The 25,593-nt window shown below is 33.7% G+C and carries 18 protein-coding genes; 8 read left to right on the forward strand and 10 right to left on the reverse strand.

The genetic code is table 11. The features are described from left to right. From QWY92_RS00005 to QWY92_RS00015, 3 genes are all read left to right on the forward strand, one after another. Positions 1-713: DUF2911 domain-containing protein (locus QWY92_RS00005; RefSeq protein ID WP_290267557.1), on the forward strand; the 713-nt coding region annotated here is incomplete at its 5' end. Between the two features lie 251 nt (positions 714-964). Beyond that, on the forward strand, positions 965-1,348 hold the full coding sequence (locus QWY92_RS00010) for a hypothetical protein (RefSeq protein ID WP_290267559.1): 384 nt from the start codon (positions 965-967) through the stop codon (positions 1,346-1,348). 74 nt (positions 1,349-1,422) lie between these two features. Next, positions 1,423-2,304, forward strand: a complete 882-nt coding sequence (locus tag QWY92_RS00015) for a diacylglycerol/lipid kinase family protein (RefSeq protein WP_290267561.1) — start codon at positions 1,423-1,425, stop codon at positions 2,302-2,304. Between the two features lie 78 nt (positions 2,305-2,382). Here the strand turns inward: QWY92_RS00015 and QWY92_RS00020 are convergent, their stop codons facing one another. Further along, positions 2,383-3,477, reverse strand: coding sequence for a sulfatase/phosphatase domain-containing protein (locus QWY92_RS00020; RefSeq protein WP_290267563.1), 1,095 nt, complete (start codon positions 3,475-3,477; stop codon positions 2,383-2,385). A gap of 1,003 nt (positions 3,478-4,480) precedes the next feature. Here QWY92_RS00020 and QWY92_RS00025 point away from each other — a divergent pair. Then, positions 4,481-7,537 (forward strand): SusC/RagA family TonB-linked outer membrane protein, encoded by a 3,057-nt coding sequence (locus QWY92_RS00025; RefSeq protein ID WP_290267565.1) that lies wholly within the window; start codon positions 4,481-4,483, stop codon positions 7,535-7,537. A 14-nt stretch (positions 7,538-7,551) separates the two neighbouring features. After that, complete coding sequence (locus tag QWY92_RS00030; protein WP_290267567.1) at positions 7,552-9,120, forward strand: RagB/SusD family nutrient uptake outer membrane protein; 1,569 nt, start codon at positions 7,552-7,554, stop codon at positions 9,118-9,120. 149 nt (positions 9,121-9,269) lie between these two features. On the opposite strand, the gene QWY92_RS00035 is transcribed toward QWY92_RS00030, so the two are convergent. The 9 genes from QWY92_RS00035 to QWY92_RS00075 form a co-directional block, all read right to left on the reverse strand. Further along, the gene (locus QWY92_RS00035; RefSeq protein WP_290267569.1) at positions 9,270-9,680 is read right to left on the reverse strand and encodes a heavy-metal-associated domain-containing protein; all 411 of its coding nucleotides are present in this window, start codon (positions 9,678-9,680) and stop codon (positions 9,270-9,272) included. A 32-nt stretch (positions 9,681-9,712) separates the two neighbouring features. Then, entirely contained in the window at positions 9,713-11,464 is a 1,752-nt protein-coding gene (locus tag QWY92_RS00040; RefSeq protein ID WP_290267571.1) for an efflux RND transporter periplasmic adaptor subunit, read from the reverse strand. Positions 11,465-11,467: 3 nt separating this feature from the next. Next, complete coding sequence (locus QWY92_RS00045) at positions 11,468-13,966, reverse strand: heavy metal translocating P-type ATPase (protein ID WP_290267573.1); 2,499 nt, start codon at positions 13,964-13,966, stop codon at positions 11,468-11,470. Positions 13,967-14,042: 76 nt separating this feature from the next. Then, positions 14,043-14,600 carry a helix-turn-helix transcriptional regulator gene (locus QWY92_RS00050; protein WP_290267575.1) on the reverse strand — a complete coding sequence of 186 codons (558 nt, stop codon included), beginning with the start codon at positions 14,598-14,600 and terminating at the stop codon, positions 14,043-14,045. A 1-nt stretch (position 14,601) separates the two neighbouring features. Next, on the reverse strand, positions 14,602-15,843 hold the full coding sequence (locus QWY92_RS00055) for a TolC family protein (RefSeq protein ID WP_290267577.1): 1,242 nt from the start codon (positions 15,841-15,843) through the stop codon (positions 14,602-14,604). Positions 15,844-15,855: 12 nt separating this feature from the next. Continuing rightward, on the reverse strand, positions 15,856-19,599 hold the full coding sequence (locus QWY92_RS00060; RefSeq protein ID WP_290267579.1) for an efflux RND transporter permease subunit: 3,744 nt from the start codon (positions 19,597-19,599) through the stop codon (positions 15,856-15,858). A gap of 106 nt (positions 19,600-19,705) precedes the next feature. Next, positions 19,706-20,119, reverse strand: a complete 414-nt coding sequence (locus QWY92_RS00065; RefSeq protein ID WP_290267581.1) for an HYC_CC_PP family protein — start codon at positions 20,117-20,119, stop codon at positions 19,706-19,708. 122 nt (positions 20,120-20,241) lie between these two features. Further along, complete coding sequence (locus QWY92_RS00070; RefSeq protein ID WP_290267582.1) at positions 20,242-21,306, reverse strand: ligand-gated ion channel; 1,065 nt, start codon at positions 21,304-21,306, stop codon at positions 20,242-20,244. A gap of 133 nt (positions 21,307-21,439) precedes the next feature. After that, positions 21,440-22,048 carry an eCIS core domain-containing protein gene (locus QWY92_RS00075; RefSeq protein WP_290267584.1) on the reverse strand — a complete coding sequence of 203 codons (609 nt, stop codon included), beginning with the start codon at positions 22,046-22,048 and terminating at the stop codon, positions 21,440-21,442. A 300-nt stretch (positions 22,049-22,348) separates the two neighbouring features. Between QWY92_RS00075 and QWY92_RS00080 the strand changes: the two genes are divergently transcribed. From QWY92_RS00080 to QWY92_RS00090, 3 genes are all read left to right on the forward strand, one after another. Beyond that, positions 22,349-23,698: an ATP-binding protein gene (locus QWY92_RS00080; RefSeq protein ID WP_290267587.1), complete on the forward strand. Its 1,350-nt coding sequence runs from the start codon at positions 22,349-22,351 to the stop codon at positions 23,696-23,698. Between the two features lie 268 nt (positions 23,699-23,966). Beyond that, positions 23,967-24,536, forward strand: coding sequence for a Pvc16 family protein (locus tag QWY92_RS00085; RefSeq protein WP_290267589.1), 570 nt, complete (start codon positions 23,967-23,969; stop codon positions 24,534-24,536). 8 nt (positions 24,537-24,544) lie between these two features. Continuing rightward, positions 24,545-25,576: a hypothetical protein gene (locus QWY92_RS00090; protein WP_290267590.1), complete on the forward strand. Its 1,032-nt coding sequence runs from the start codon at positions 24,545-24,547 to the stop codon at positions 25,574-25,576. The last annotated feature ends 17 nt before the right edge of the window (positions 25,577-25,593 follow it).

The raw sequence follows: 25,593 nt of genomic DNA on the forward strand, positions 1-25,593 counted from the left end.
GACCAAGCGTTAGAGGACGTGAAATTTTTGGCGGATTAGAAAGTTACGGAACCACTTGGAGAACTGGTGCTAATGAAAATACAATTATTACATTTAGTGATAATGTAGAAGTTGCAGGACAAGCCCTTAAAGCAGGATCGTATGCGTTATTCACAAAGTTAATTTCTGCAACCGAGTGGGAATTTATTTTTTATAGCGATACTTCAAACTGGGGAACACCAAAGCAATGGGACGATTCAAAAGTGGTTGCAACGGCAAAATTAGCTGTTGAAGAAATTCCTTTTAATGTAGAAACACTAACTATTGATATTAATAATATAACTAATAATGGCGCTACGTTAGAGTTAATTTGGGAAAACTCTTATGTAGCAGTACCTTTTACTGTACCTACAGAAACAGCGGTTTTGAAGGCTATTGATAAAGTCATGAATGGACCTGGTGAAGCCGATTATTATGCAGCAGCAGCGTATTATCTTGCAGAAGGTAAAGACATGAAAAAAGCAACAGAATGGATTGATAAAGCGGTTGAAATGACTAAAGATAATCCTCGTTTTTATTACTTACGTCGTCAAGCATTAATTCATGCTGCAAATGGTGATAAAGCCGGAGCTATTAAAGCAGCGAAAGAATCTTTAAAACTTTCTAAAGCAGCAGGAAATGATGGTTATATTAAAATGAATACAGCATCTCTAAAAGAATGGGGCGCTCTATAATTATTTAAACAGCGTAACATACATTTACTTTTTAAAAAGTAAAAATAATTTATAAACAGCTCAACAATAAATATATTGTTGAGCTGTTTTGTTTTAAAGAATTTAGTAATTTTTATTTCGGCTTACGCTATTAAAGATACACGAGGTTATTTATATGAAACTATTCTACATAACTTTTTAAATTATTTTTTACGCCAAGTTGTATTTATAAGTATATTAGCTCGGTTATTGTGTCATCTTTCACGATTATTATGAGAAAATTAGAGTTTTTAAAAACAATAATTAATTTTCACCTCATAGGGGTATTAATTACAACACTTAGTCGGTTTATTTTATTTCTAGCCTTTTTACCTCGAATAACAGACACCGAAAGTTATGGCTTATTATTCCCAATTGGACTGCGTATTGATATTGTTTTATTATCCTACATGGCTGCTTTATCTGCCGTATTAATTCTATTACAAGCGGGAAAAGAAGCCGTACAATTTAATGTTGTAGAGAAAGATACTTTAACAGCTGAAACCAACGTTAATCAAGAACTTGTAAAAGATGCTATTAGCCATATTTTAACAGCTTCAAAAGCGTATAATGGAATAGAATATAGGTTGCCAGAGGTAAACTTGGAAAGTGAATAATGAAAGGCAAATGAATTTCAAGTTGGGATAATTATTGCTTCCAAAGGAAGATTTTTAAAAATTAAGAAAAGACATTGACACAGATACATTTTATTGTTAATCCCATTTCGGGCAACGGAAAACACAGACTTTCCGAAGCATTCCTTGAAGATTTTTTTGATGTAAACCATTACACATTAAAGGTGAAGTTTTCTAATCATCGTGGGCATGCCATCACGTTAACAAAAGCATCTATTGCAGATGGAGCAAATATTATTGTGGCCTGTGGTGGCGATGGTACCATAAATGAAGTGGCTTCAACCTTGGTAGGTAAAAATATTCCGTTAGGCATTATTCCTGTAGGTTCTGGTAATGGTTTAGCGTCTAATCTTAATATTCCTCAAGATATCAATAAAGCCATTAATATTATTTTAAAAAATGCGCAAACATGGATTGATGTGGGCTGTTTAAATAATCAGTATTTTTTCAGTAATATGGGGTTTGGTTTTGATGGTAATGTGATTAAAAATTATGAAGCTTCGGAACACAGAACGCTTTATTGCTATTTAAAAGCATCCATCAAATCGTTTCGTAATTATAACAAAAAGGAAACAATATCTGTTAAAATTAATGATAAAGACGTTTTAATAAATCCATTTTTAATTTTTATTTCAAACTCTAACGAAATGGGGTATAACGTGAGTTTAACCCCAAAAGCGTCATTGCAAGATGGCTTGCTAGATGTTGTTATTGTACCACAAATAAGCAAAGCAAAAATGTTGCTTTTTTGCTTATCTATGCTGTTTAGAAAGCCTGATTTTTTTAAGGAATCCTCATGTTTTCAAACTAAATCGTTTAAAATAAAAAGAATAGAAGGCGATTGTTTTGAAACTCAGATAGATGGTGAATTTTTAAAAATAGAAACGGTTTCTGTTGCTATTTCAGTAAAATCTAAAGCCCTTGTTGTTATCGCTTAACGGTTCAAAAATGAAGTAAAATTTATACTTCTAGTAGTACTATATTTTTTATATGGAGAGTAAAATCATGATTTTTGATTATTTCCACAAATCATCATAAGTTAAATAACCCGTATTTATTAATGTTGATTTCAAATAAAACTGATTTAATTTTTTGTTTTTTGTCAATTGAATAATATCCTTTTCAATAGGTTTAGTAAGATTTCCTAGATTTTGAAGTGTGGCATAGGCAATGAAATAATCATTTGTTACTTCATCTAAAATATATTTTAATGCTTCTGGGTTTGAATTTTGTTTTATAAGAATTTCGGCACTCATTAAACGTACTTCGGTATTCTCGTTTTGGTTTCTGAAGTTTTTGGTAACCGCCTCAGGAACTTTGGATATTAAATGTCTTTCTAATAATTGAAGCACGCCAATACTGCCCCAATAACGAATAGCTGGATTGTCTGAATTTAAAAAAGTAACAAGTTTGTTTAAGTCCGATGGTTGTGCCGTACTAGCATAAGCTGCGGCATCGATAATAGCATCAATAGGTTGTTTCGTGTTTCTAACGTAGTTGTAAAAAGGCGTTTTTTCATCTTTTCTACGCATAGACCACGGGTATAATCCAAGGTCTTTATTGGTTTTCATAAAATCTAATAACTTATGTTTTAGCTCTGCAATTTTTTCTTGATGTTGAGAGGAGTTAATTAAATTATTGACCTCATACGGATCGGTTTCTGTATCGAAAAACTCTAAAGCATCGGCTGGTTTCCAAAATAGTTGTTGAAGTGTATTCACTTCACCTTTAATATTTGCAACATCCCAAGCTTGGTATGATGGCATTTGCCATTGGTATGATTGACGAGTGCCATTAGGGTAAGCCGAGTTAAAATTCCAAATTAATTTATAACGACCATCGGTAAGCGCACGCGCCGGAATGTAATTTTGTTCTTGGTTGGCTTTATATAAAAACAATTCAGATTTTGGTTCGGGTAGGTTCTGTCCTAAAAATGGTTTTCCCATCATAAAATCTGGAGTTTCAATGTCTAGTAAATTGAAAACGGTAGGTGCAAAATCTACAAAACCTACAAGCTTGGTGTTTATAGATGGAATTTCAGCACCAGCTAAATGTTTATATTTTTCAGGAAAATGTACTATTAACGGTACACGCGTTCCTGTATCGTACAAAAAAGCTTTTCTAATAGAGCAAGTGCTGCAAAGAAGATTAAAGTATTGGTTTTAGAAAAGACGATTCCATTTAAAAATGATGTGGCGTTTCTTTTTAATAGTTAAGCACTTTTTTTAAAAAGTCTAAATAACGCTCATAAAAATCGACAATGCAATATCTTCTTTTTTTTTGGTATGAAGTTGTTTTTAGCTGTAATGGATGTCTTAAATAACATGTGTTAATGTTGCGGATGTTCTAAACAGAAGTCTATAGGTTGGTTTCCAACATTTTTTGCGCAGTAAAAGAGATTTTTTGTACATGGCATTGGTTAACTCTAAAAGAGGTGCAGACAATGTTTGTAGAGTACGATCCAATTAATAAAAGGATATAGCTAGGAGTCTTGTTTTTTGTAAATGACCGATTAAAATTATTAAACCAGAATTTATTATGATGTTTCAACACGATTATAAATGATGCATTTTGTCCGTTTAATATACCAGAAGTTTTAGTGGGTGAAAACAAATAAAATAGGAGTAAGGTTTTAAAAATGGGGTTTTCTCAAATTATACACAATAATATGTTAACTGTAATTTGATATTAAAACCGCTATATTATTATCATTAACGTAAAATCTGAATACGATTATTGCTGTTTTATTAAAAAAAGGTTTTGTTTAACAAATAAATAACATATATTTGGAAAACCAATCTGGAAAACCAATTTGGTTTACCAGGAATTAAAACAAAACTAAAACGAAACATTAACTTAAAAAGCATGATGAAAAAAGACTTGAAAACTAAATAAAAACGAAAGATACACACGCTACTCTTTTAATTAATTATTCCCTTTTAAAAAGAGTGTATGACTAAAATCAACAAAAATTATAATCCATTCAGCCGAAAAAATAGAAATTCTGTTGTTTTAGCTGAAATTTTTTTTGTTAATCAGGGATAAAGCACTTGTAGCTTTTGAATAAATATAAAAGCCAACCTAAAAAACATTATTAACATAACACAAACACAAATGAATTTAAAAACTAAACTAATTTTAGCAGGTATATTGATATTCAATATGTCGTTGTTTGCTCAAGATGGTTACGTCTTGTCAGGTACCGTACTAAATGAATCAAAGGTGCCAATTCCTGGAGTAAACGTAATTGTAGCCAATACGTCTAGAGGAAGTGCTACCGATTTTGATGGAAATTTCCAACTTGAAGTTTCTAAAGGAGATAAACTTAATTTTTCTTTCGTTGGGTATGTTACTCAAACAGTAAGTATTAATGGACAGAAAACGCTAAGTATTGTAATGGCTGAAGATGCTAGTAAGCTAGACGAAGTTGTAGTTGTAGGTTATGGTGCTCGTAAAAAGAGTGACATTACAGGCGCTGTATCTTCCGTTAAGGCTGATGAGTTAACTGCGTTTCCCGTATTAGATGCAGCTCAAGCACTTCAAGGTCGTGCAGCAGGTGTTGTTGTTCAATCTAATAATGGTGGAGAGCCAGGCGCACCTATCAGTATAAAAATTAGAGGAAATACGTCTATTAGTGCTAATAGTTCTCCACTTATTGTTGTCGATGGTTTTGTTGGAGCATCAATGCCTCAACCTAATGATATTAAGTCTTTAGAAGTATTGAAAGATGCCTCAGCAACGGCAATATATGGTTCTAGAGGATCTAATGGTGTAGTTTTAGTCACCACTAAAAAAGGTAGAAGTGGAAAATTAACTGTTGAGTTGAATTCAACTTATGCTGTTCAAAACATTGCAAATCAATTAGACTTGCTTAATGCCGATGAATTTGCAGATTATCAACAACAAGTAAATAATAATACAGCTATAACAACTGGACAAGCTCCTGCTACTTATTCTCAAGGAACTGGAGATACAGATTGGCAAGATTTAATTTATAGATCTGGTAGTACTGCTAACCATCAACTTGCTTTTTCAGGAGGAACAGATAAAATAAATTTTTATGCTTCTGGAAACTACTTTAAACAAGAAGGTATTATTGTTAATTCGGATTTTGAAAGAGCAACATTTTTATCAAATATAGATGCTCAGGTAACCGATAAACTTAAATTTGGGATGAACCTTTTTGGTTCTAGAGGTATTAAAAATGGTGTTGCTACGCAATCTACAGGTTCAAACGGAGTAGGTGCCGGTGGAGATGATGTTATTTCTTTAGCGATGCGTTATGCACCAGACCAACCATTAAGAAATGCAGATCTTAGCTATAATTCAGGTAATACTGTAGGTGATTTAGTTGATAATCCATATGCTGTTGCTACAGAACGAGTTGATGAAACAACATCAGATAATTTTAGAGCTAACTTTTATGGAAATTATGATATTTTAGAAAATCTTACTTTTAAAACAACGTTTGGTTTAAGTTCTGAGAGTGAAACACAAGGTACATATAACCCCTCAACATTGGCTGTTACAGCTGGTGCAGAAGGCGGTAGAGCTAGTGTTACCAACGCTAAAAGAACAAATATATTAAGTGAAAACTATTTAACATATACAAAAGAAATAGGTAAAGGAGATTTAACTTTACTAGCAGGTGTATCTTACCAAAAAACTAAAACGGAAGCATTTTCAGCAGCAGGAACAGGTTTTATTTCAGATGCGTTCTCTTTTTATGCACTAGACAAAGCAACAGGATTATTACAACCTGATTCATCTTTATCTGAAACAGAAATTCAATCTCAGTTCGGAAGGGTAAATTATGATTATGATGATAAGTACTTATTAACAGCTACAGTGCGTCGCGATGGAGCTTCAAACTTTGCAGCAAATCAAAAATATGCGATTTTCCCGTCAGGAGCTTTAGGTTGGAAAATATCGAATGAAGACTTTTTAAAAGATAGCGAAACCATTTCTAACTTAAAATTAAGAGTAAGTTACGGTGTTACAGGTAACCCATCAATTAGCCCTTACCAATCTTTAGCTAGGTTTGCAAGTATTTATGCAGCTTCTAATGGACAAACGGTAAATGCCATTACTCCAGAACAACCTGCTAACCCAGATTTAAAATGGGAATCGTCGTACCAAACAAATATTGGTGTAGATTTAGGTTTATTCAATAGTAAAGTAACACTTTCGTTAGATTACTATAATATTGATACTAAAGACTTAATTCTTGGAAATAATGGAATTCCTGAGTATTTCGGTTTTGCCAACGATGAAATTTTAACTAACCTTGGTGAGATTAACAATAAAGGATTCGAAATTTCTTTAAACACAAGAAACATTACAAACGATAATTTTAGTTGGACTACGGATTTTAACTTATCTGTTAATAAAAATGAAGTAGTAGCTTTAATTAATGATGCTGATTTATTTGGTGATGCTACACCAAGTTATTTTAGTCATGATAGAAGTTATGTGTTAAGAGTAGGAGAATCAGTAGGTCAATTTTGGGGCTATGAATATGCAGGTGTATACCAAGGTGGAGCAGTGCCAGAAGGTACTCAAACACAACCAGGCGGTGTTGCTGGAGACCCATTATTTAGAGATATAGATAATAGTGGAGATATCACTGAAGATGATAGAACAACTATAGGTGATCCTAATGCAGATTATACTTTCGGTTTTACTAATAGCTTTTCTTATAAAGATTTTGATTTAAATATCTTTTTTCAAGGGTCTCAAGGTGGTGATATTTTTAACTTAACAAATGTACAGTTGAATAATGGTGATGCTAATACTACTAGAGATTATTATAACAACGCGTGGACACCAACAAACACTAATACTAACGAACCTCGTGTAGGAAACAATAGTAATAGAGAAATTTCTTCTCGTTTTGTTGAAGATGGTAGCTTTATCAGATTAAAAAACATCGCTCTTGGGTATAACTTACCAGGTGATATTACTGAAAGATTAGGTTTAGAGCGTGTTAGATTTTCTGTAAGTGCTCAAAATTTATTAACGTTCACTAACTATTCTGGATTAGATCCTGAAGTAAGCTACTTTGGTGGTAGTGGTGTTGATAACGTAAAGAGTAATACGGTACAAGGGTTTGACTTTGGAAATTATCCAACAGTAAGATCGGTTAACTTTAGTCTTAATGTGAAATTTTAATAAAAGAAAAAAATATGAAAACATATAAATATTTATCCCTACTAATGGTAAGTTTATCCATTGTTGGATGCTCAGATTTAGAAGAAGAACCTATAGGATTGTTAGCGCCAGAAGGCTTCTTTCAAACTACAAAAGATATACAAACATCAGTTAATGGCGCATTAACGCATGCTATTAATGAACAGTTTTGGGGACGTAAATTATCTATTGGATTAATGTTACGTTCTGATATGGTAGATCTTGCATCAGACGAAACAAGAAGAGTTGAAATGAATGAATTTACTACTTTAGGTAGTAACGGTATGATTACCGAATTTTGGCCAAGAACATATCAAGGTATTGCGGCAGCTAATCAAGCTATCGAGGGCGCTGAAAATGTAGATGTAGATGAGTCTATTAAAAACCCAGTTACAGCACAAGCTTATTTTGCAAGAGCATTTTACTATTTTCATTTAGTACGTCAATTTGGAGATGTACCATATATTGATGTTACCATTAGTGCTTCAAATGCAGACGAATTAGCTTCTTTAAGCAAAACCCCGGCTGCAGATGTATATGCAAAAATTATTGCCGATTTAGAATTTGCTAAAACTTGGTTGCCAAACACGCAAGCCTCAAGGTCTATACCGTCTAAAGCAGCTGCAAGCTCTTATTTAGCTTTGGTGTACTTAACCATGGCAGGAACAAACGATAATGCGATGTTTAAAAAAGCTTTTGATGAAGCCCAAGAAGTTATAGATAATAGAGGGGTATATGAGTTAGCATTAGAAGCTGATTTTCAAACCTTATTTGATGCTGATAAAATAGACGAATCAAAAGAACCAATATTTGCTTTAGATTATAATAATTTTGAAGCACCAGATAATGCTTATGATCAAATAGCGCCAATGACAGGTATTCGTGGAGATGAGAAAAATGGTGGCAGCTGGTCTGTTGCAGTACCAGCTTTAGCTGTTTATGAAACTTGGGATTCAGCAGATTACAGAAGAGCGGTTAGCATGGATGATTCAGCATTTTTTGACGATGATGATGATGACACTACACCAGCGGTAGAATATCCTTATACTCAATTTGGTATTGTAACAGGATCGTTGCATAAATTTGCTAAACAAAGACCATATATTGCTAAGTACACACGTTTTCCTGGACCTTTTGCTCGTGGAAACGGAAGAGCAACTAGTCATAATTACTCAATGATTCGTTATGCTGAAGTATTGTTAATAGCTGCTGAAGCTGCTGTAGAACTTGGTGACAATGAATCTGCTGTAAAGTATATAAATGAAGTAAGAGAAAGAGCTAGGGCTGGAGGATCATGGAAAAGTACAGGGTTAAGTACTGTTCCTGCTGATATTTCTGGAACAGTTACTGCTAATGACGTACTTGAAGAACGTAGATTAGAGTTAGCTTTTGAAGGAAAAAGATGGTATGATATTGCTAGAAGAAGAATAGGAACAGAAGTATTTGGTATTTCTGGATTAGAGGGAGAAAAAGCATTCTTTAGTGCTGATGATTATTTAATGCCTTTACCTTCAGATGAATTAGATAGAAACCCTAATTTATTACCTCAAAACCCTGGTTACTAATAAAAAAGTGATTATTTAATCAGAACAAATAATATTTTTACAAAAAAAGGTTTCAAGCAATTGAAACCTTTTTTTAGATTAGGAATCTAATATAGCACAAACAAAAAAGAGCCCTTAATGGGCTCTTTTTTTATGTTTGAATTCAACTTTTAGTTGCTATGCCCAGAGTGATCTTCTTCACCAGATTGATTCATTTCCATAGCATGGTCATATTGGCAACATCCGGGTAAATTATCATAAGCACTTTCAACACCAACAGCACTTTCTGTATCATAACCCGATGCAGCAATAGCTTTATGAATAGTTTCGGTAGTTGTTTTAGTATCGTCAAAGGCGAGTTCAATAGTTTTTTTGTCTACATCCCAATTGGCATAGGTTACACCTTCCACACTCTTGGCCGCTTTTTCAATGGTGGTTTTGCACATACCACAATTACCGCGCACACCAAAAGTAGCATTAATGGCTATGTCATTTGAATTTTCGTTAGTTTTTGCTTCATTTTTACAGCTTGTAAATCCTAATGTTGCCATAGTAATGATACTTAAAATGATTTTTTTCATGATATTTAAATTTAAAGGTTATACTTAATTAGTTATTCTATAATTTGTTTTACTTCTCCACACTTCAACATGGCTTCACCAAAATATGGGTTTAATACATTATCCTCTTTGCTTAGCCAGAAAGCACCATTATTATTGTTTGCCATAGGACAAAAATGACTGTATATTTTCTGGTTAACGCCAAATACTTCAATGGCACTCATTAAGTTTGTAGACACATTTTTAAAATACGTGCGTTGGTCTTTTATAGTTTTTGAATCGGCTAATAATTTCCCATCACGTTTTAACGGATTGATGAATAGTTCTCCTTTTTTACGTGCATCTTCAGTCTTTAAAAGTGCCATGTTTATATTTTCTATTTTCTGAAGCAATAGGTTTCCTTTTTCGGTTGAAAGGTTGAAATCTTCATCAATTAAAGCATCTTTAACGGAAATATAAGCGTCTAAAATAATTTTTAATTCTGCTTGAAATTCTGATGACACCTTTAATCTTACACTTTTTTGATGTTCTGAAGCTGTCATTCCTGTATGGCCTTCATGTCCTGTGGTGGTTTTTCCTCCAGATTTATTCATCATCGATTTTTTTCCTTGCAATTGTGCAGCCGCATCTATGGTAAAAGTGCCATTGGTAACTATTTCATCACCATTATTTAAACCATTTAAGACTTGGTAATAGTCTCCAATTCTAGACCCTAATTCAATGCTTTTCATTTCAAAAACAGGTTCACTCGGGTTTGATTTTATGTAAACTACAGAACGTTTTCCTGTCCATAAAACAGCCGAAGCAGGAACTATAATCTGTGTTTTTTCAGGTTGGCTAGCTGCTATTTTTCCTTCCACAAACATTCCTGGTTTAAACATATTATCTTTGTTTTTTAATACCACTCTAAGCGTAACCGTTCTTGTTTGTGTGTTCAAAATAGGATCGATATAAGATACTTTGGCGTTAAAAACCTGATCAGGATAGGCTTTGGTAACCACCTTAATGTCTTGACCTTTTTTGAAAGATGAAATCTGATTTTCATACACATCAAAATTAGCCCAAACGGTGTTTAAATTAGAGACTTTAAAAATAGGTTTTCCATCCATAATATGGGCACCATCGCTCACCGCAATATCGGTAACCACACCTGAAACATGAGAATATATGGTAAAACTCGTTTTTACTTGCCCAGTTTTTAATACTTCGTCTAATTGTGGTCCGTGTACTTTCCAGTTTTTAAATTTTGTTAAAACAGCTTGGTAGAGTTGAGGTTGCGAGGCTTTTAATTTATAAGCTGTAATTAATTCTTGTTGTGCCGCAATTAATTCAGGAGAATATATTTTGGCTACCGCTTGTCCTTTATTTACTTTTTCACCCAATGAGGTTACGTATAGTTTTTCTATTCTACCATTAAAATGTGCGGGTTGTATGGCGGTTTCATCTGCATTAATCATAACTTTTCCAGACAAGGTTAAACCATTATCATTTACCAAATCACTTGTTCCAACAACGGATGTTTGAATATTAGCCAAAGCCATTGCGTTTTCAGTGAGCTTAAATTGATTGGCTAATAAGCCGCTAGCGCTGGTTTCCGCAGGAATTAAATCCATGCCGCAAATAGGGCAGGCGCCCGCTTCTGGCTGCATAATTTGTGGATGCATAGAACAGGTCCACATTTGACTATCTTCAGTAATAGCATCGTGATTATGACTTGTTTCTGTTTTTGAACCGTCTCCAAAGAGTAACCATCCTAATAGTAGGCCGGCTAATAATATGCCTGTGTAAATTATATATTTTTTCATTTTTTATATTTTAATAGATCTTAATCTCAATGCATTTGCTATAACTGAAACAGAGCTAAAACTCATGGCTAATGCAGCAATCATAGGTGAAAGTAAAATTCCAAAAAACGGGAATAAAATACCTGCAGCAATAGGTACGCCCAGGGTATTGTAGATAAGTGCAAAAAACAGGTTTATCTTAATGTTTTTCATCACCGCATGACTTAAGTTTTTTGCTTTTACAATACCGTGTAAATCACCTTTAACTAAAGTAATCATAGCGCTTTCAATAGCCACAGATGTTCCCGTACCCATAGCAATACCTACGTCACTTTTAGCCAGTGCAGGTGCATCATTAATGCCGTCGCCTGCCATAGCAACAATCTTGCCTTGTTCTTGTAGTTTCTCTACTGCTTTAAGTTTATCTTCAGGCAACATACTAGCTTTAAAATCGGTAAGATTTAATGCCGTTGCTACCGCTTGTGCTGTGTCGTGATTATCACCGGTTAACATAATAACTTCAATACCTTTATCTTGAAGTTCCTTAATAGCTTTTACGCTAGTTGCCTTAATTTTATCAGCTATTACAACATAGCCTGTAACCGTTTTATCGATTGCTAAATATGAAACTGTTTTACCTTGTTTTTGATAAGTTTTAGCCTCTTCTTCCATTTTTGAAGAAATTTTAGCATTGGCATGAGCCATCATTTCCGGATTTCCTAATGCTACTTTTTTACTGTTGATAGTAGCTTCGACACCTTTACCAGTAACAGCACTAAAGGTTTCAGATTTAAATGTTTTAATATCTTGTGCTTTCCCGTATGTAACGGTTGCTTCGGCTAATGGATGTTCACTGTTTTTATTCAACGAAACAATATATTTCAGGATATCATTTTTGCTAAAATCAGTATCAAAAGAGCCTACAGTTTCAACGGTTGGTTTTCCTTCGGTAATGGTTCCTGTTTTATCTACAATTAATGTAGTAACCTGGTCCATTTTCTCAAGTGCTTCTGCATTTTTAATCAGAACACCGTTTTGGGCGCCTTTACCAACACCAACCATTACAGACATAGGTGTTGCAAGACCTAAAGCACAAGGGCAAGCGATGATTAAAACAGCTATAGCATTCACGAAGGCATAAACGTAGACCGGTTCTGGACCCCAAATAACCCAAGTAGCGAAGGTTAGTAAAGAAATAATAACTACAACAGGTACAAAATAACCGGATACTTTGTCGGCTAAATTCTGAATGGGTGCACGACTTCGACTTGCATTATTAACCATATGGATAATTTGAGATAGCAACGTATCGCTACCCACTTTTTCGGCTTTCATTAAAAACGTTTGATTCCCATTAATGGTACCGCTGCTTACTTTATCGTTTACCGTTTTATTTACAGGAAGTGGTTCTCCAGTAATCATCGACTCATCAATAGTTGTGTCCCCTTCTGTTATTGCACCATCTACAGGAATTTTATCGCCTGGTTTTACTTTTAGAATATCATGTAATTCAATAGCATCGATGCTTACTTCAATATCTTCACCCTCTACTACTTTTATGGCTTTATTGGGAGCTAATTTCAACAATTCTTTTACTGCAGAATTGGTTTTGCTATGTGCTCGAGCTTCTAATATTTGTCCTAAAAGCACTAATGTTAGAATTACGGTTGCTGCTTCAAAATAAACATGTACTGCTCCAGATTCTGCTTTAAACTGACTAGGGAAAATATCAGGAAAAAACATGCCGAAAACGCTAAATAACCAAGCCACACCAGCACCTATACCAATGAGTGTAAACATATTTAGATTCCATGTTTTTATACTTTTATAGGCACGTTCAAAAAACATCCACGTAGCATAAAACACAACAGGAATAGATAAAGTAAACTGAATCCAATTCCAATATTTTTGCTCCATGACATCATACAATGGGTTATTGGGCAACATTTCGCTCATGGCGATTAAAAAAATGGGTAACGTAAAGGCTACAGCAATTTTAAACTTCTTTAATAATTTATTGTAAGTTTTCGCTTCTGCTGAAATGTCCGCTTCCATGGGGACTAAATCCATTCCGCAAATAGGGCAGTCGCCAGCTTCATTTTTTACAACTTCTGGGTGCATTGGGCAAGTCCATTGCTCGGCCGTGTTAATAGATAAGTTTTGCTCTTCAACTAAATCCATTCCACAAACGGGACAATCGCCTGGTTTGTCGTAGGTTTTATCGCCTTCGCAATGCATAGGGCAATAAAATGTACCTGTACCTTTTCCTTTAGGAAGTTCTTTTTTTACTTCTTTTGTATCTTGATGTTCTCCCGGTTTATGAATGCTATATCGGCCGCCATCATGTTTTAAAGCCTCTTGAAAAGTTTCTAACGGAATATGTGATTCCATTGTTATAGTAGCTTCAGATTTTTCTAAATCGACCGAAGCTTTAGAAACACCTTTTACTTTTGAAAGTGTGTCTTCAACATGACCGCGACAACCGTTGCAAGTCATTCCGTGTATGTGATATGTATGTTTCATTTTTTATGTGCTTTATAATTTAACAACAAATGTATTACTGTTTAAAAGTATAAGTTTTTCTAATTCTGATTATAATTTACACAATTTGGTCTAGTGCTTTCCGATCCCAATCTTGCAGTTTTCGATATTCAGACATCGACATTCCTGTAACTGTTTTAAACTGTTTTGCTAAATGACTACTGTTATTATAATTTAGATTATATGCTATTTCAGAAAAGTTTAATTGATTTAACTGAATGTATTCTTTTACTTTTTCAATTTTTAAATTGATAATATATTTCTCGAGTGTAATGCCTTCAGATTTACTAAAAAGTTTGCTAATAGCCGATTCATTTTTACCAAGTTCTTTTGTTATTTTTGAAAAAATATCATCTACATTATTTTCTGAAATACATTGAATAACAACGACTTTAATTTGTTCAATCAACATTGTAGATTCATCTTCAATAAGTTCAAAACCTAGCTGTTTAAGTTCATTTTTAATAGCGTTATAATTATCTTTTATGTCTTGTTTTACGACAACTTTACCTAATTCAATAGAATCTATTTCGAGAGCATGACGCTCTAATAGTTCTCTAATGGTCGATTTGCACCTTGCACAAACCATGTTTTTTATAAGTAATGTATGTGCCATATTATTGAATTAAATAATTAATCATCGTTGTTTGAATATAGTATGCTTTCACCGATTCAATTTCTTGTATTTGAAACTTTAATTGCAGCTCTTGAATATCTAAAACATCATTAAAATCAATAGTGCCGGTTTCGTAACTTCTTACCAAAATGTCCTCTGCATCTTTTGCTTGTTTTAAGTTTTTCACTTGGGTATTGTAACTTATTCTAGCCGAAATTCTATCGTTTATAGCTTGATCTAAAAGTGTTTTTAAAATGTTTAAACGTTCTTGTTTTTGAAACTCAATTTCTTGTTGTTGCAGTTTATTTTGCTTGGTTTTCGAATTATATTTTTTATTAAAAATAGGAATAGAAAGCGAGACGGTAGGCATTAAAATATCTTGTCCGTTTTTAGCATATGTAATATCTGGAGCCGCCTGGATATTAATATAATCAATACCAAACCCGAACGAAGGATTACTTTCCTTCTGATTCAATAATTCTGATTTTTCTACGGAATAAAACAGTTTGTCATATTTTAATAACTCCGGATGTAAAGCTAAATTTTCAGTATTAATTTCAAATGCTTCGGAAGGCATAATTAAAGATTCAACAATAGCGATATTAATATTGTTTTCTCTATTAAGAAGGTTGTTGAAAACCGTTTGTTCTGCTAAAAACTGTTGTTCTAAAACTTGTTTTGATTGTTCCAATTCATTTTGACGTATTTGTAATCTAAAGACATCTACCGCTGAAGCTTTTCCTATTTCTACAGAGGTTAATGCAAGTGTTTCGTAAGTTTCTAAAAGTTTAATATTTTCAGTTAAAACGGCTTGTTTGGCTTTATTTACATACAATTTGTAATAAGATTCAGAAACAGAAACGATTAACTTTCGTTTGGCAATTACTATATCTTCATACTTAGTATCGGCCAAAGCACTCGCATAATTTTCGCGAGATGTAATAGTGCCAAACCATGGAAACATTTGTTTTGCCGAAAATTTAAAACGTTGTGCACCTGTTCTAGTTTCTGGCTCTAGCGCAAAATAACCTGCACTAAAATCGGTGTTGGCTAAAGTGTTAGCTTCATTCACTTTTTCAGTTGCAATATTGTACTGTAACTCAAATTTTTGAATTTCAGGGCTGTTTTCTAAAGCGATGTTAATGTATGTTTCTAGTTCTTGAGAATTTCCCTGTAGAACAAATAATAAAGAACCAAGAAGTAAGACTACTTTGTGTGTTATATGATTTTTATAGTTTTTCATTATAATTTTTATCTAAATTCTATTCTCTTTTTTCTCCAATCTTTTTACTTTCATCTCTTCTCTCCAGCTATATAAAACCGGCACAATAAAGTAGGAGGTAATATCGATAACCATACCACCAAATATCGGAATTGCCATCGGAATCATGATATCGCTTCCTTTTCCTGAGGATGTTAATACGGGTAATAAAGCTAAAATAGTGGTAACGGTTGTCATTAAACACGGACGAATACGTTTTTCCGCAGCATGCAAAGCAGCAGTTCTAATGCTTTTTTTATCCGATGGTTTTTCGCGATTAAAAGTTTGTGTTAAGTAGGTGGCCATAACCACACCGTCATCGGTAGCAATTCCGAATAAGGCAATAAACCCAACCCAAACGGCGACACTTAAATTAATGGTTTTCATGTTGAAAAGGTCTCGCATATTCTCGCCAAAGAAGCTAAAATTGAAGAACCAATCTTGACCATAAAGCCAAATCATAATAAAACCACCAGCAAAAGCCACAGTAATTCCTGTAAAAACCATCAACGATGTACTCACCGATTTAAACTGGAAATATAAAATTAAAAATATGATGGCTAATGCTAAAGGAACAACAACAGCCAATGTTTTTTCGGCACGTAATTGGTTTTCATAAGTACCGGTGAATTTGTAGCTAATCCCTTTTGGAACGGTTAATTCTCCTGAATCTATTTTCTGCTGAAATAAAGCTTGAGCATTTTCCACGACATCCACTTCTGCAAAACCATCTAACTTGTCAAACAGCACATAACCCACTAAAAAAGTATCTTCACTTTTTATTACTTGCGGCCCTTGTTCGTATCTAATAGTAGCCAATTCGCTTAGTGGTACAGGGCTTCCTTTTTCAACAGGAATGTAAATATCTTTAATGTCTTCCGGGTTGCTGCGTAGCTCTCTAGGGTAACGCACACGCACGCTATAACGTTCTCTGCCTTCCACGGTTTGAGTCAATGCCATACCACCAATAGCAACTTTTAATGTGCTTTGCACATCTTCAATAGACACACCATAGCGCGCTATTTTTTCTCTGTCAATATCGATAAGTAAATAGGGTTTACCTACAATTCTATCGGCAAAAACTGCTTCTGTTTTAACGCCTTTTGCTTGTTTTAAAAGGCTTTCGAGTTGTAAACCAAAAGCTTCAATTTGTTTTAAGTCTTGTCCTTTTACTTTAATTCCCATGGGTGCGCGCATACCTGTTTGTAGCATCACCAATCGGGTTTCTATAGGTTGTAATTTTGGAGCAGAAGTCACACCTGGTAATTTGGTAACTTTAATAATTTCTTTCCAAATATCATCTGGACTTTTAATTTCTGGTCGCCAATTACGATAAAATTCACCATCACTATCTTCTACGAGTTGATCTGCTTCAATTTTAGTAAGCGTTGCGTTTTCTGAAAGGTTAGGATTTCCAATAAATTGACCGTTTTTCAATACAAATAAACCATCCTGATTGACTTTGTAGCGTTGTCTTTTTCCTTCGGAATTACGCATATATTCAGATTTATACTGAATCATGTTTTCATACATCGATAAAGGCGCAGGATCTAAAGGCGATTCTGTTCTACCAGCTTTTCCAACTACGGTTTCAATTTCAGGAATAGTTGCCACAGCCATATCTAATTGCTGAAGAACACGTTTGTTTTCTTCCACGCCGGCATGTGGTAACGAGGTTGGCATGAGTAAAAAAGAACCTTCATTTAAGGAAGGCATAAATTCTTTTCCGGTGTTATTCATAATCCATCCGCCAGAAAAAAGAACAGTTGCAGGAATTATTAAAAATAAAAGTTTATTTGCTAAAGCCCATTTTAAAATTTGTGAATAGTAGTTTCTGAAAATGGAGAAAACGCCTAAAATTCCGAAGCAAATAATAGCAACAAAAATTAAGTTGATAAAAATACTACGATTAAAACCTAACGGCCTCCAATATTCTGCTAGTAGAAATACAATAGCAATTGATGAAATAATGATATTAACTAAATTGACTTTTTTAGCGTCTAACTTTCCTAAAACACCTAATAAACCAGAAATTCCGAAGGCAATTAAAATAATCCCTAAATAATGGCCACTAATTATAATGGCGATTCCCGCAATAATTAAAGCAGCATTTAAAAGATGTCTAAATGATTTTTTTAATGTTGTTTTTCTGAATAAATAAGCCGCAAAAGGTGGAATTAAAAATAAAGCAATTACCAAGGATGCAGATAGTGCCATGGTTTTTGTGAAAGCTAAAGGACGGAATAATTTTCCTTCGGCACCAACCATGGTAAATACAGGGAGAAAACTGATAATAGTGGTTAAAACCGCTGTTAGAATGGCACCAGAAACTTCGGCAGTAGCATTGTAAACAACTTCGTTTATAGAATACTCCGTACCATCTTCACGAAGGCGTAATTTGTTATCATCAAGATGCCGAATCATATTTTCGGCGAGAATAACTCCAACATCAACCATGGTTCCAATGGCAATGGCAATACCAGAAAGCGCTACAATATTGGCATCGACGTTAAATAATTTCATGGTAACAAAAACCATTAAAACCGCAACAGGCAATAGTCCGGAAATTAAAATAGACGCTCGTAAATTAAAAACCATCACAATAATAACTAAAATGGTAATTAAAATTTCGAGAGTTAAAGCTTCATTAAGGGTGTCTAAAGTTTCAACAATAAGTTCTGTTCTATCATAAAATGGAACAACGGTAAGTTGAGACGTTCTTCCATCGGCCAAAACTTTAGAAGGTAAACCGCCTTTTAATTCTTCAATTTTAGCTTTGACATTAGTAATAACTTCCATAGGGTTTGCGCCATATCTAGCTACTACAACGCCGCCCACAACTTCGGCGCCTTCTTTGTCTAAAATACCGCGTCGGGCTGCAGGACCTAAGGATACTTTAGCAATGTCTTTAATTTTAATAGCGGTATAATCTTGAGAAGTAACTACGGCGTTTTCAATATCTTCAACCGATTTTACATATCCCAAACCTCGAACTAAATATTCCGCTTGATTAATTTCTAAAGTCTGCGCTCCAATATCTTGATTACTGGCTTTAACGGCTTTTACAACTTGATTTAAACCAATATTGTATTGGCGCATTAATTCTGGATCTACATCAACTTGATATTCCTGAACATAACCACCAATAGAAGCCACTTCGGATACGCCGCTTGCAGAGGATAAACCGTATTTTACATAGTAATCTTGTATGCTGCGTAATTCTTGTAAATCCCAACCACCAGTAACGTTTCCGTTTTCGTCGCGACCTTCGAGTGTATACCAAAATATTTGTCCTAATCCCGTAGCATCAGGTCCTAAAGCAGGGTTTATACCTTCTGGTAATAAATTACTAGGGAGTGAGTTTAGTTTTTCTAAAATTCGGCTTCGACTCCAGTAGAATTCAACATCTTCTTCAAAAATAATATAGATGCTAGAGAAGCCAAACATAGACGAACTTCGAATGGTTTTAACCCCTGGAATACCAAGTAATGATGTGGTTAGCGGGTAAGTAATTTGGTCTTCAATATCTTGCGGGGAGCGACCATCCCATTTTGTGAAAACAATTTGTTGGTTTTCGCCAATATCAGGAATGGCATCTACAGCAACAGGATTACTTGGTAAAAAACCAGTATCCCAATTAAACGGTGCATTTATAGTACCCCAACCTATAAAAAGGACGAGTAATAAAACGGCAATAAGTTTATTTTCTATTAAAAATTTAATGCTTTTATTTAGCATGGACTTGATTTTAAAACAATGAAACATAGGTGTAGTGAGAACACCGAATACAAGGACATATCCTAATGACATAAATCACTGGATAATACAGTCTATGGTTTTAAAATCAGATTAAATACGTCTCGTCAAGCTTATAGATTTGCTTGAGAACGCAGGGAGGGTGGTAGGTTTCGAAATTTGAAGCATCAGTACCTAAACCTTCAAAAAGATTAATGTAAGTATATACAAATGAAGCTATAAATTGTTGTTGTTCAAAAGAAATTTTATCAACAGATAGTTGTAATTCATCTTGACCATTAACTACTAATTGTTCGTTGTTACAACAGCTATTTTTTGTAAGAAGACAATCTTCCGAAGCTGGTTTTTGCATATCCATACCACAACCTTCTGTTTTATGGAATACGGCAGTTTCAACTAACTTATCGCCACAAAAGTGCATATCTATAGCAAAGGACAGTGTAGAAAATAAAACTACAAAAGCCATTAACGTGGATATTATTTTATGGAATACTTGCTTCATAATGAAATGCAAAGGTACTAAAATATTGATTATGAATTTTGGTTTAACAGAAGTTTAAATACATTTAGGTTATCGAAAGACAACATTGTAATTCTGAACTTTCTATATTAATTGTTTAAAAGCTAAACAATCAAGTTGGTATAGAGTATGGCCATAATGATGAAATATGCTATAGGAAAGGTATATCTAAAGTACTTAATCAGAGGGATGTTTTGTTTGTTAATATCATTTAATCGATGATTTATTATTACCGCAATAATTCCGAAGAGAATAAAAAGATAGCCGACAATGATAACGTATTCAATAAACGTATTGTAGGATAGTTTTGGAAGTATGGATGCCGAGTAAAAATTAAAAGCGACAACGGTAAGCATGAGTGTGAAACCTATACCTATTTGTGTGCTGAAATCTTCTATCCAAAAAATAGAGAAGGAGGCTAAAATAATTATTAATAAAGGGAAAAGCACTTGCCAGAGGTAATAGCCAGATAAACGTTTTGCTAGTAAGCCAAAATGTACTCTGGAATAGGTGTTTTTTTCGTTATGGGAATATTCATAATTATTTGAAAGCACTTCCGCCTTACTACTTATAAATTCCCAATCTTCTCCTAGATAATCCTTTTTTTCTCCTTCAAAAAAAAGTTTTGGGTTTTTAAAAATGAGTTTTTTACTATCATACGAAAATGTTTCTATTTCAATACAATATTCTTGTTGGTCAAATGGGAATTTTTTATAATTCATATTTGAACTAAAGGTATCGAAAAAACGCTCTTCTAAGTCTATGGTGCCGTCGGCGTGTATTTCTATAGATAAGTTAGGAGTGTCTTTACTTCCTTGTACATTAATGAATTCAAAAACAGGAACCCAAAGGCTTGTGTTTATAAGGGCTTTTGCACTGTCGTTTTCGTAGATTTGAATGTTCGGAATAGAGTCGTTTGGAGTAAATTTTAATCTTTCATCAACCCAAGAATATAGCATGTACCCATCTATTTGATAGGTTTCGTCAACCGAATTGATATTGTAAATTTTGTTTACACGAAGTGAAACGGAAACTTCAATAGGCGCTCCGTTTGTTTGCGGTTTAAGGTTTTGCTGAGCGTAGAGAAAAGAACAGCATAATGGAATGGTAAATAGCGTTAAAAGTAGGAGATAAAAAGATAAGGTTTGGTTGTTTTGGTTGGTTGTCATTGATGGGTAATGGTTGGTTTTTGATTGTTTTTTAAGAAGCTTGCCTATATCTAAATGGTAAATAAAATTATTTCAATATTAGGTATAACATGACTTTTAGTTGGGTTTAATATTGATTTAGAGCTGTGGGAATTTATGTTTTTTGTAAAGCTTTAGCGCCCATAACGTCTGCCTCGGTTTCTAAGGCGCTATCATCATTCACCATTACGTTCCCTTTCATTTGCAGCGTTGGTTTTACACGGCCTTGCTTTTGTTGAACAACATGCCAAGCTTCATGTGGTAAGTGTTTTTCTTGTCCTGGAGCTAAATGTATATTGGTGCCTTGTGCATAAGCGTGGGCTTGAAGCTGCTGAGGTTTGTCAGAGTTTCGGTGTACTTTTACATCGTCCATAGTATGACCCGAGAGATTTTCGATGCCATTTTTTAAATCGTCAGGTAGGCCCGTATTATTTTCTTTTTTCTGTATTGGTTGAAACTTGCCTTGCATGAGTTCTTCGTCCTCTTCCATCTTTTGAATGGTTTGAAATTTACCTTGTAACAACTCTTCCTCTTCCATAGCTTGTTTTTGTATGGGTTGAGATAACTTATTATTGGCCATGTTTTGCAATTTGCGTAGCATTGTCGTTTCAGGACGGTTATCTGCAAACTGAAAGGTTGATTCTGTATTGTCGTGACTTTTCGAAACTACAGCATGTTCTGCAAGGGGTTTGTTTTTTTTAGATTTACTGGTGTGAGCTTTCATACATTTCCTTTTAGTGTTAATACGAGTTAAGCTAGGTTTAATTTTAAGGAGAATTGCTAGCGTTTAGTAATAAAAAACAGGGAATGAGTGTGTTAAGATTTGTTTCAACGCTTCAAATTACAGAAAATTCTTCAATTACGTGTTAGCTATCCTAAATTATTTATTATTTTTAGAGATATCATAATCTGAGATGTTCGGTTAAAAATGACTTTTTCGTAAAATTATAGGATGAATTAATGTTGCATTTTAAATTGAAAAAAAACAGTAAAGTTTCAACTTAAATTGATAAAATAATTGTGTATGATGATGAATCGGACTAATGCTAAAACTATTGAATCTGAGTTGATTTGGTTTCAAAAACTGATATTTTTAAGAGGGAAAATCTCGTTCGAACAATCGTCACCTGAAACCGATTTAGAATCTTTAGAATTACCCGATCTAGAAAAGCAAGCAGGGGCTTATGCCGAACTTATTAAAAAACATCGGTTTAGAATGGAAGAACGTTTGGTTTTAATTCTGGCACTTATTCCACATGTAAAACCTGCGTTATTAGATATGCTACACATGAAAAATACGCTTTACGATATTCCTTTTACAGAATTTGGAGGTGTTAAAAATACAGATAGAAAAGGCTATATGCCAACAGGCGAAACAGCGATGTTTTTATTAGCGGGCGATAATCTTGAAAAAAGGTTTGCCTGTATTCCTTTGTTCGAAAAAGACCATATTTTTTATAAAGAAGGCATCCTTTTAATAGAAAAATTAGATAATAATACACCATTTTTAAAAGGACAGTTATCGGTGTCGCAAGAGTATTTGTCATTGTTTACTACAGGCGAAATTCATAAACCCGATTTTAGTGCAAATTTCCCAGCGAAACGCATTTACACCACACAAGATTGGAGTGATTTAGTATTATCCGATCATTTATTTCAAGGCATAGAAGAAATAAAAAACTACATTCAATTTGGTAAAAAGTTAAAACATAATTTTGAGTTTGGTAAACGTATAAAACCAGGTTTTAAGGTCTTATTTACAGGACCTTCTGGAACAGGAAAAACATTAACGGCAACGTTATTAGGAAAACATTGTAAATTAGATGTTTATCGTGTAGATTTATCACAGGTGGTATCAAAATATATTGGTGAAACGGAGAAGAATTTATCCCGAGTTTTTGATAAAGCCGAATCTAAAAATTGGATTCTCTTTTTTGATGAAGCCGATGCGCTTTTTGGTAAACGGTCTAACGTGTCTAGCTCTAATGATAGGCACGCAAACCAAGAAGTTTCTTTTTTGCTACAGCGTTTAGAAACCTTTGACGGCTTGGTTATTTTATGCTCAAATTTTAAAAAAAATATAGACGAAGCTTTTTTTAGAAGGTTTCAATTGGTTTTAGATTTTGAAATTCCAGATGCGTATCACCGATCTATTTTGTGGCGTAAATCGAAAACCGATGAGTTTGAGTATGCTCAAGATATCGATATTGAAAACCTTTCTGAAACCTACGAATTAACAGCAGCATCCATTGTAAATATTCTTCATTATAGTATTCTTAAATGTTTAAGCCGGAATGATAATACTATTGTTCTAAAAGACATTCAGACCGGTATAAAAATCGAAAAAATTAAAGAGGGGAAAAGTATTGTGTAAGCAAAAACAGGGACAAATTCTAGTGTTTTTTATTCTCGATTTACAGCTTTATTTTTAAGGAAATTAAATACGCGAAATAATTTTTTATACAGTAGTATTTATTTTTATTGTAATATTTTTTTTATAAAAATATTACGTATTTAGAAATAAAGTCTTATATTTCAGTCTCCTAAGAAATTATATTAATCACCTCCCAGTATAAGAACACGATAAAGTAGCGTATAGAAATTAATTTTGTATAACAAGATGTTATGTTAATTTATAAACGATGATTCATGCTACGCTTAATTATGTAAAAGACGTATTAAATGAAAATTTTAGAAATGAATTTTCAATTTCAGAAAACAAAGTCGTGCTTTCTAATATTATTAATCCCGACGGAAGTGCTGTAAATAATACCTATGATAAAATTGTGTTTTTTCTTATTAATATAGAAGAAGAAACCATGTTGAAAAATAACCAAAATCGCTATTCACAAAACGATTCTGGTAGTTTTGCCCAAACTAATCCAACCTTGTTTTTAAACCTTCATCTAGCTTTTTGCGCCAATTTTACTGGTAGTAATTATAGTGAAGGGTTGCGATATCTTTCTGCTTTAATACGTTTTTTTCAGGATAGACCTATTTTGAATCCTAAACTGTCAAACAGTTCGGCGAAGGATGGTAGGTTGGTTTTTGAACTCTGTAAATTAGATTACAGCGAATTGAGCCACGTATGGTCTAGTGTTGGGAGCAAGTTGCTACCCTCGGCCATATATAAAGTTAGAGTATTAAGTATGGAAAAAGGAGCGGTAACTAAAGTGGTACCTGCAATTACAAACCCTAATAAACAATTTTAGGAAAAATAATGAGCGAGCAGTTTACAATTATAGCAAAAATCACTATAAAGCATTCATATTTCAAAAATGGAGTGGATGAATCTGCTGGGTTTTATATAGAGCGAAAAACTTCAAAGTTATTAGAGAATTTAGGTTTGATTGTTAAATTCTTTTCTGGAGGGTTTTACATTTTGGCTTCTAATTTAGAATTACTGGAGTCAGTATCATGGGACCAATCTTTGCAGTTTAATTTTTCCCATCCTGATATGGAGTATATTAACTACACCGAATTAGGCAATTATCAACCTTCAACTCAGTTACTCTATTTTAGTAATTTTGAAACCGAATTTAATTCAGAAAACGAACAGTATATACTTCATAATACCGATTTTGTTGGTACTAAGCAATGTATGAATATATGTTTTGGTACTATAGAAATTCCGAATTTCGATGCCACAAAAAGCTATATTTTTAAAACGGAATATGGCGAAGAAATTCCATGGGAATCAGTAGAACAATCAGCAAGTAAACCTGCAGTGTTTTATGTGGCACTTCAGGAATCATGTGTTATTCACGTTTTTTCTGACAATATAAAAGTACTTCAAGTATATTATTCTACCGAGACTATGTGGCGGAAACCTTTGGGCATAGTTACTCTATTTCCCCGAACTTTGTTGGAACATGTTGCCACCAATGAAATGGTAAATTATACCATCTGTTTTAAAAGCCGTGAAACCTATTGGAAATACTTTTTAGTGAACGAGGCGTATAAAACATTCGAAGGTTTAAGCATTATCAATAAAGATAAAAAATCAATTTTTAAAGTAGCTCAAAGGCAAAACATAATTAACCATTCAGAAGTTATTGTTTTTGAATCTATAAATAAACTCCCTTTATTAGAATATTATAACGACAACCTTCAGCTTGTAAGTGATTATAATCCAGATTCAGGATCTGGAAAAATCGTTATAAAAAAATTACCCTTCGCTTCTCCAGCACAGATATTTATCCAAGAGCCTCATAGTGATGATGAAAATTATTATTCACACATTTATTTTTAGAAAATAGGTTATTAATT

Source organism: Algibacter miyuki, from assembly GCF_030409805.1.
Classification (GTDB): domain Bacteria; phylum Bacteroidota; class Bacteroidia; order Flavobacteriales; family Flavobacteriaceae; genus Algibacter; species Algibacter miyuki.

Coding starts and splice junctions, on each gene's coding strand:
- QWY92_RS00080 (WP_290267587.1), top strand. CDS start 22,349: ATGATGATGAATCGGACTAATGCTAAAACTATTGAATCTGAGTTGATT.
- QWY92_RS00045 (WP_290267573.1), bottom strand. CDS start 13,966: ATGAAACATACATATCACATACACGGAATGACTTGCAACGGTTGTCGC.
- QWY92_RS00035 (WP_290267569.1), bottom strand. CDS start 9,680: ATGAAAAAAATCATTTTAAGTATCATTACTATGGCAACATTAGGATTT.
- QWY92_RS00055 (WP_290267577.1), bottom strand. CDS start 15,843: ATGAAAAACTATAAAAATCATATAACACACAAAGTAGTCTTACTTCTT.
- QWY92_RS00040 (WP_290267571.1), bottom strand. CDS start 11,464: ATGAAAAAATATATAATTTACACAGGCATATTATTAGCCGGCCTACTA.
- QWY92_RS00085 (WP_290267589.1), top strand. CDS start 23,967: ATGATTCATGCTACGCTTAATTATGTAAAAGACGTATTAAATGAAAAT.
- QWY92_RS00090 (WP_290267590.1), top strand. CDS start 24,545: ATGAGCGAGCAGTTTACAATTATAGCAAAAATCACTATAAAGCATTCA.
- QWY92_RS00075 (WP_290267584.1), bottom strand. CDS start 22,048: ATGAAAGCTCACACCAGTAAATCTAAAAAAAACAAACCCCTTGCAGAA.
- QWY92_RS00065 (WP_290267581.1), bottom strand. CDS start 20,119: ATGAAGCAAGTATTCCATAAAATAATATCCACGTTAATGGCTTTTGTA.
- QWY92_RS00010 (WP_290267559.1), top strand. CDS start 965: ATGAGAAAATTAGAGTTTTTAAAAACAATAATTAATTTTCACCTCATA.
- QWY92_RS00030 (WP_290267567.1), top strand. CDS start 7,552: ATGAAAACATATAAATATTTATCCCTACTAATGGTAAGTTTATCCATT.
- QWY92_RS00050 (WP_290267575.1), bottom strand. CDS start 14,600: ATGGCACATACATTACTTATAAAAAACATGGTTTGTGCAAGGTGCAAA.
- QWY92_RS00060 (WP_290267579.1), bottom strand. CDS start 19,599: ATGCTAAATAAAAGCATTAAATTTTTAATAGAAAATAAACTTATTGCC.
- QWY92_RS00025 (WP_290267565.1), top strand. CDS start 4,481: ATGAATTTAAAAACTAAACTAATTTTAGCAGGTATATTGATATTCAAT.
- QWY92_RS00070 (WP_290267582.1), bottom strand. CDS start 21,306: ATGACAACCAACCAAAACAACCAAACCTTATCTTTTTATCTCCTACTT.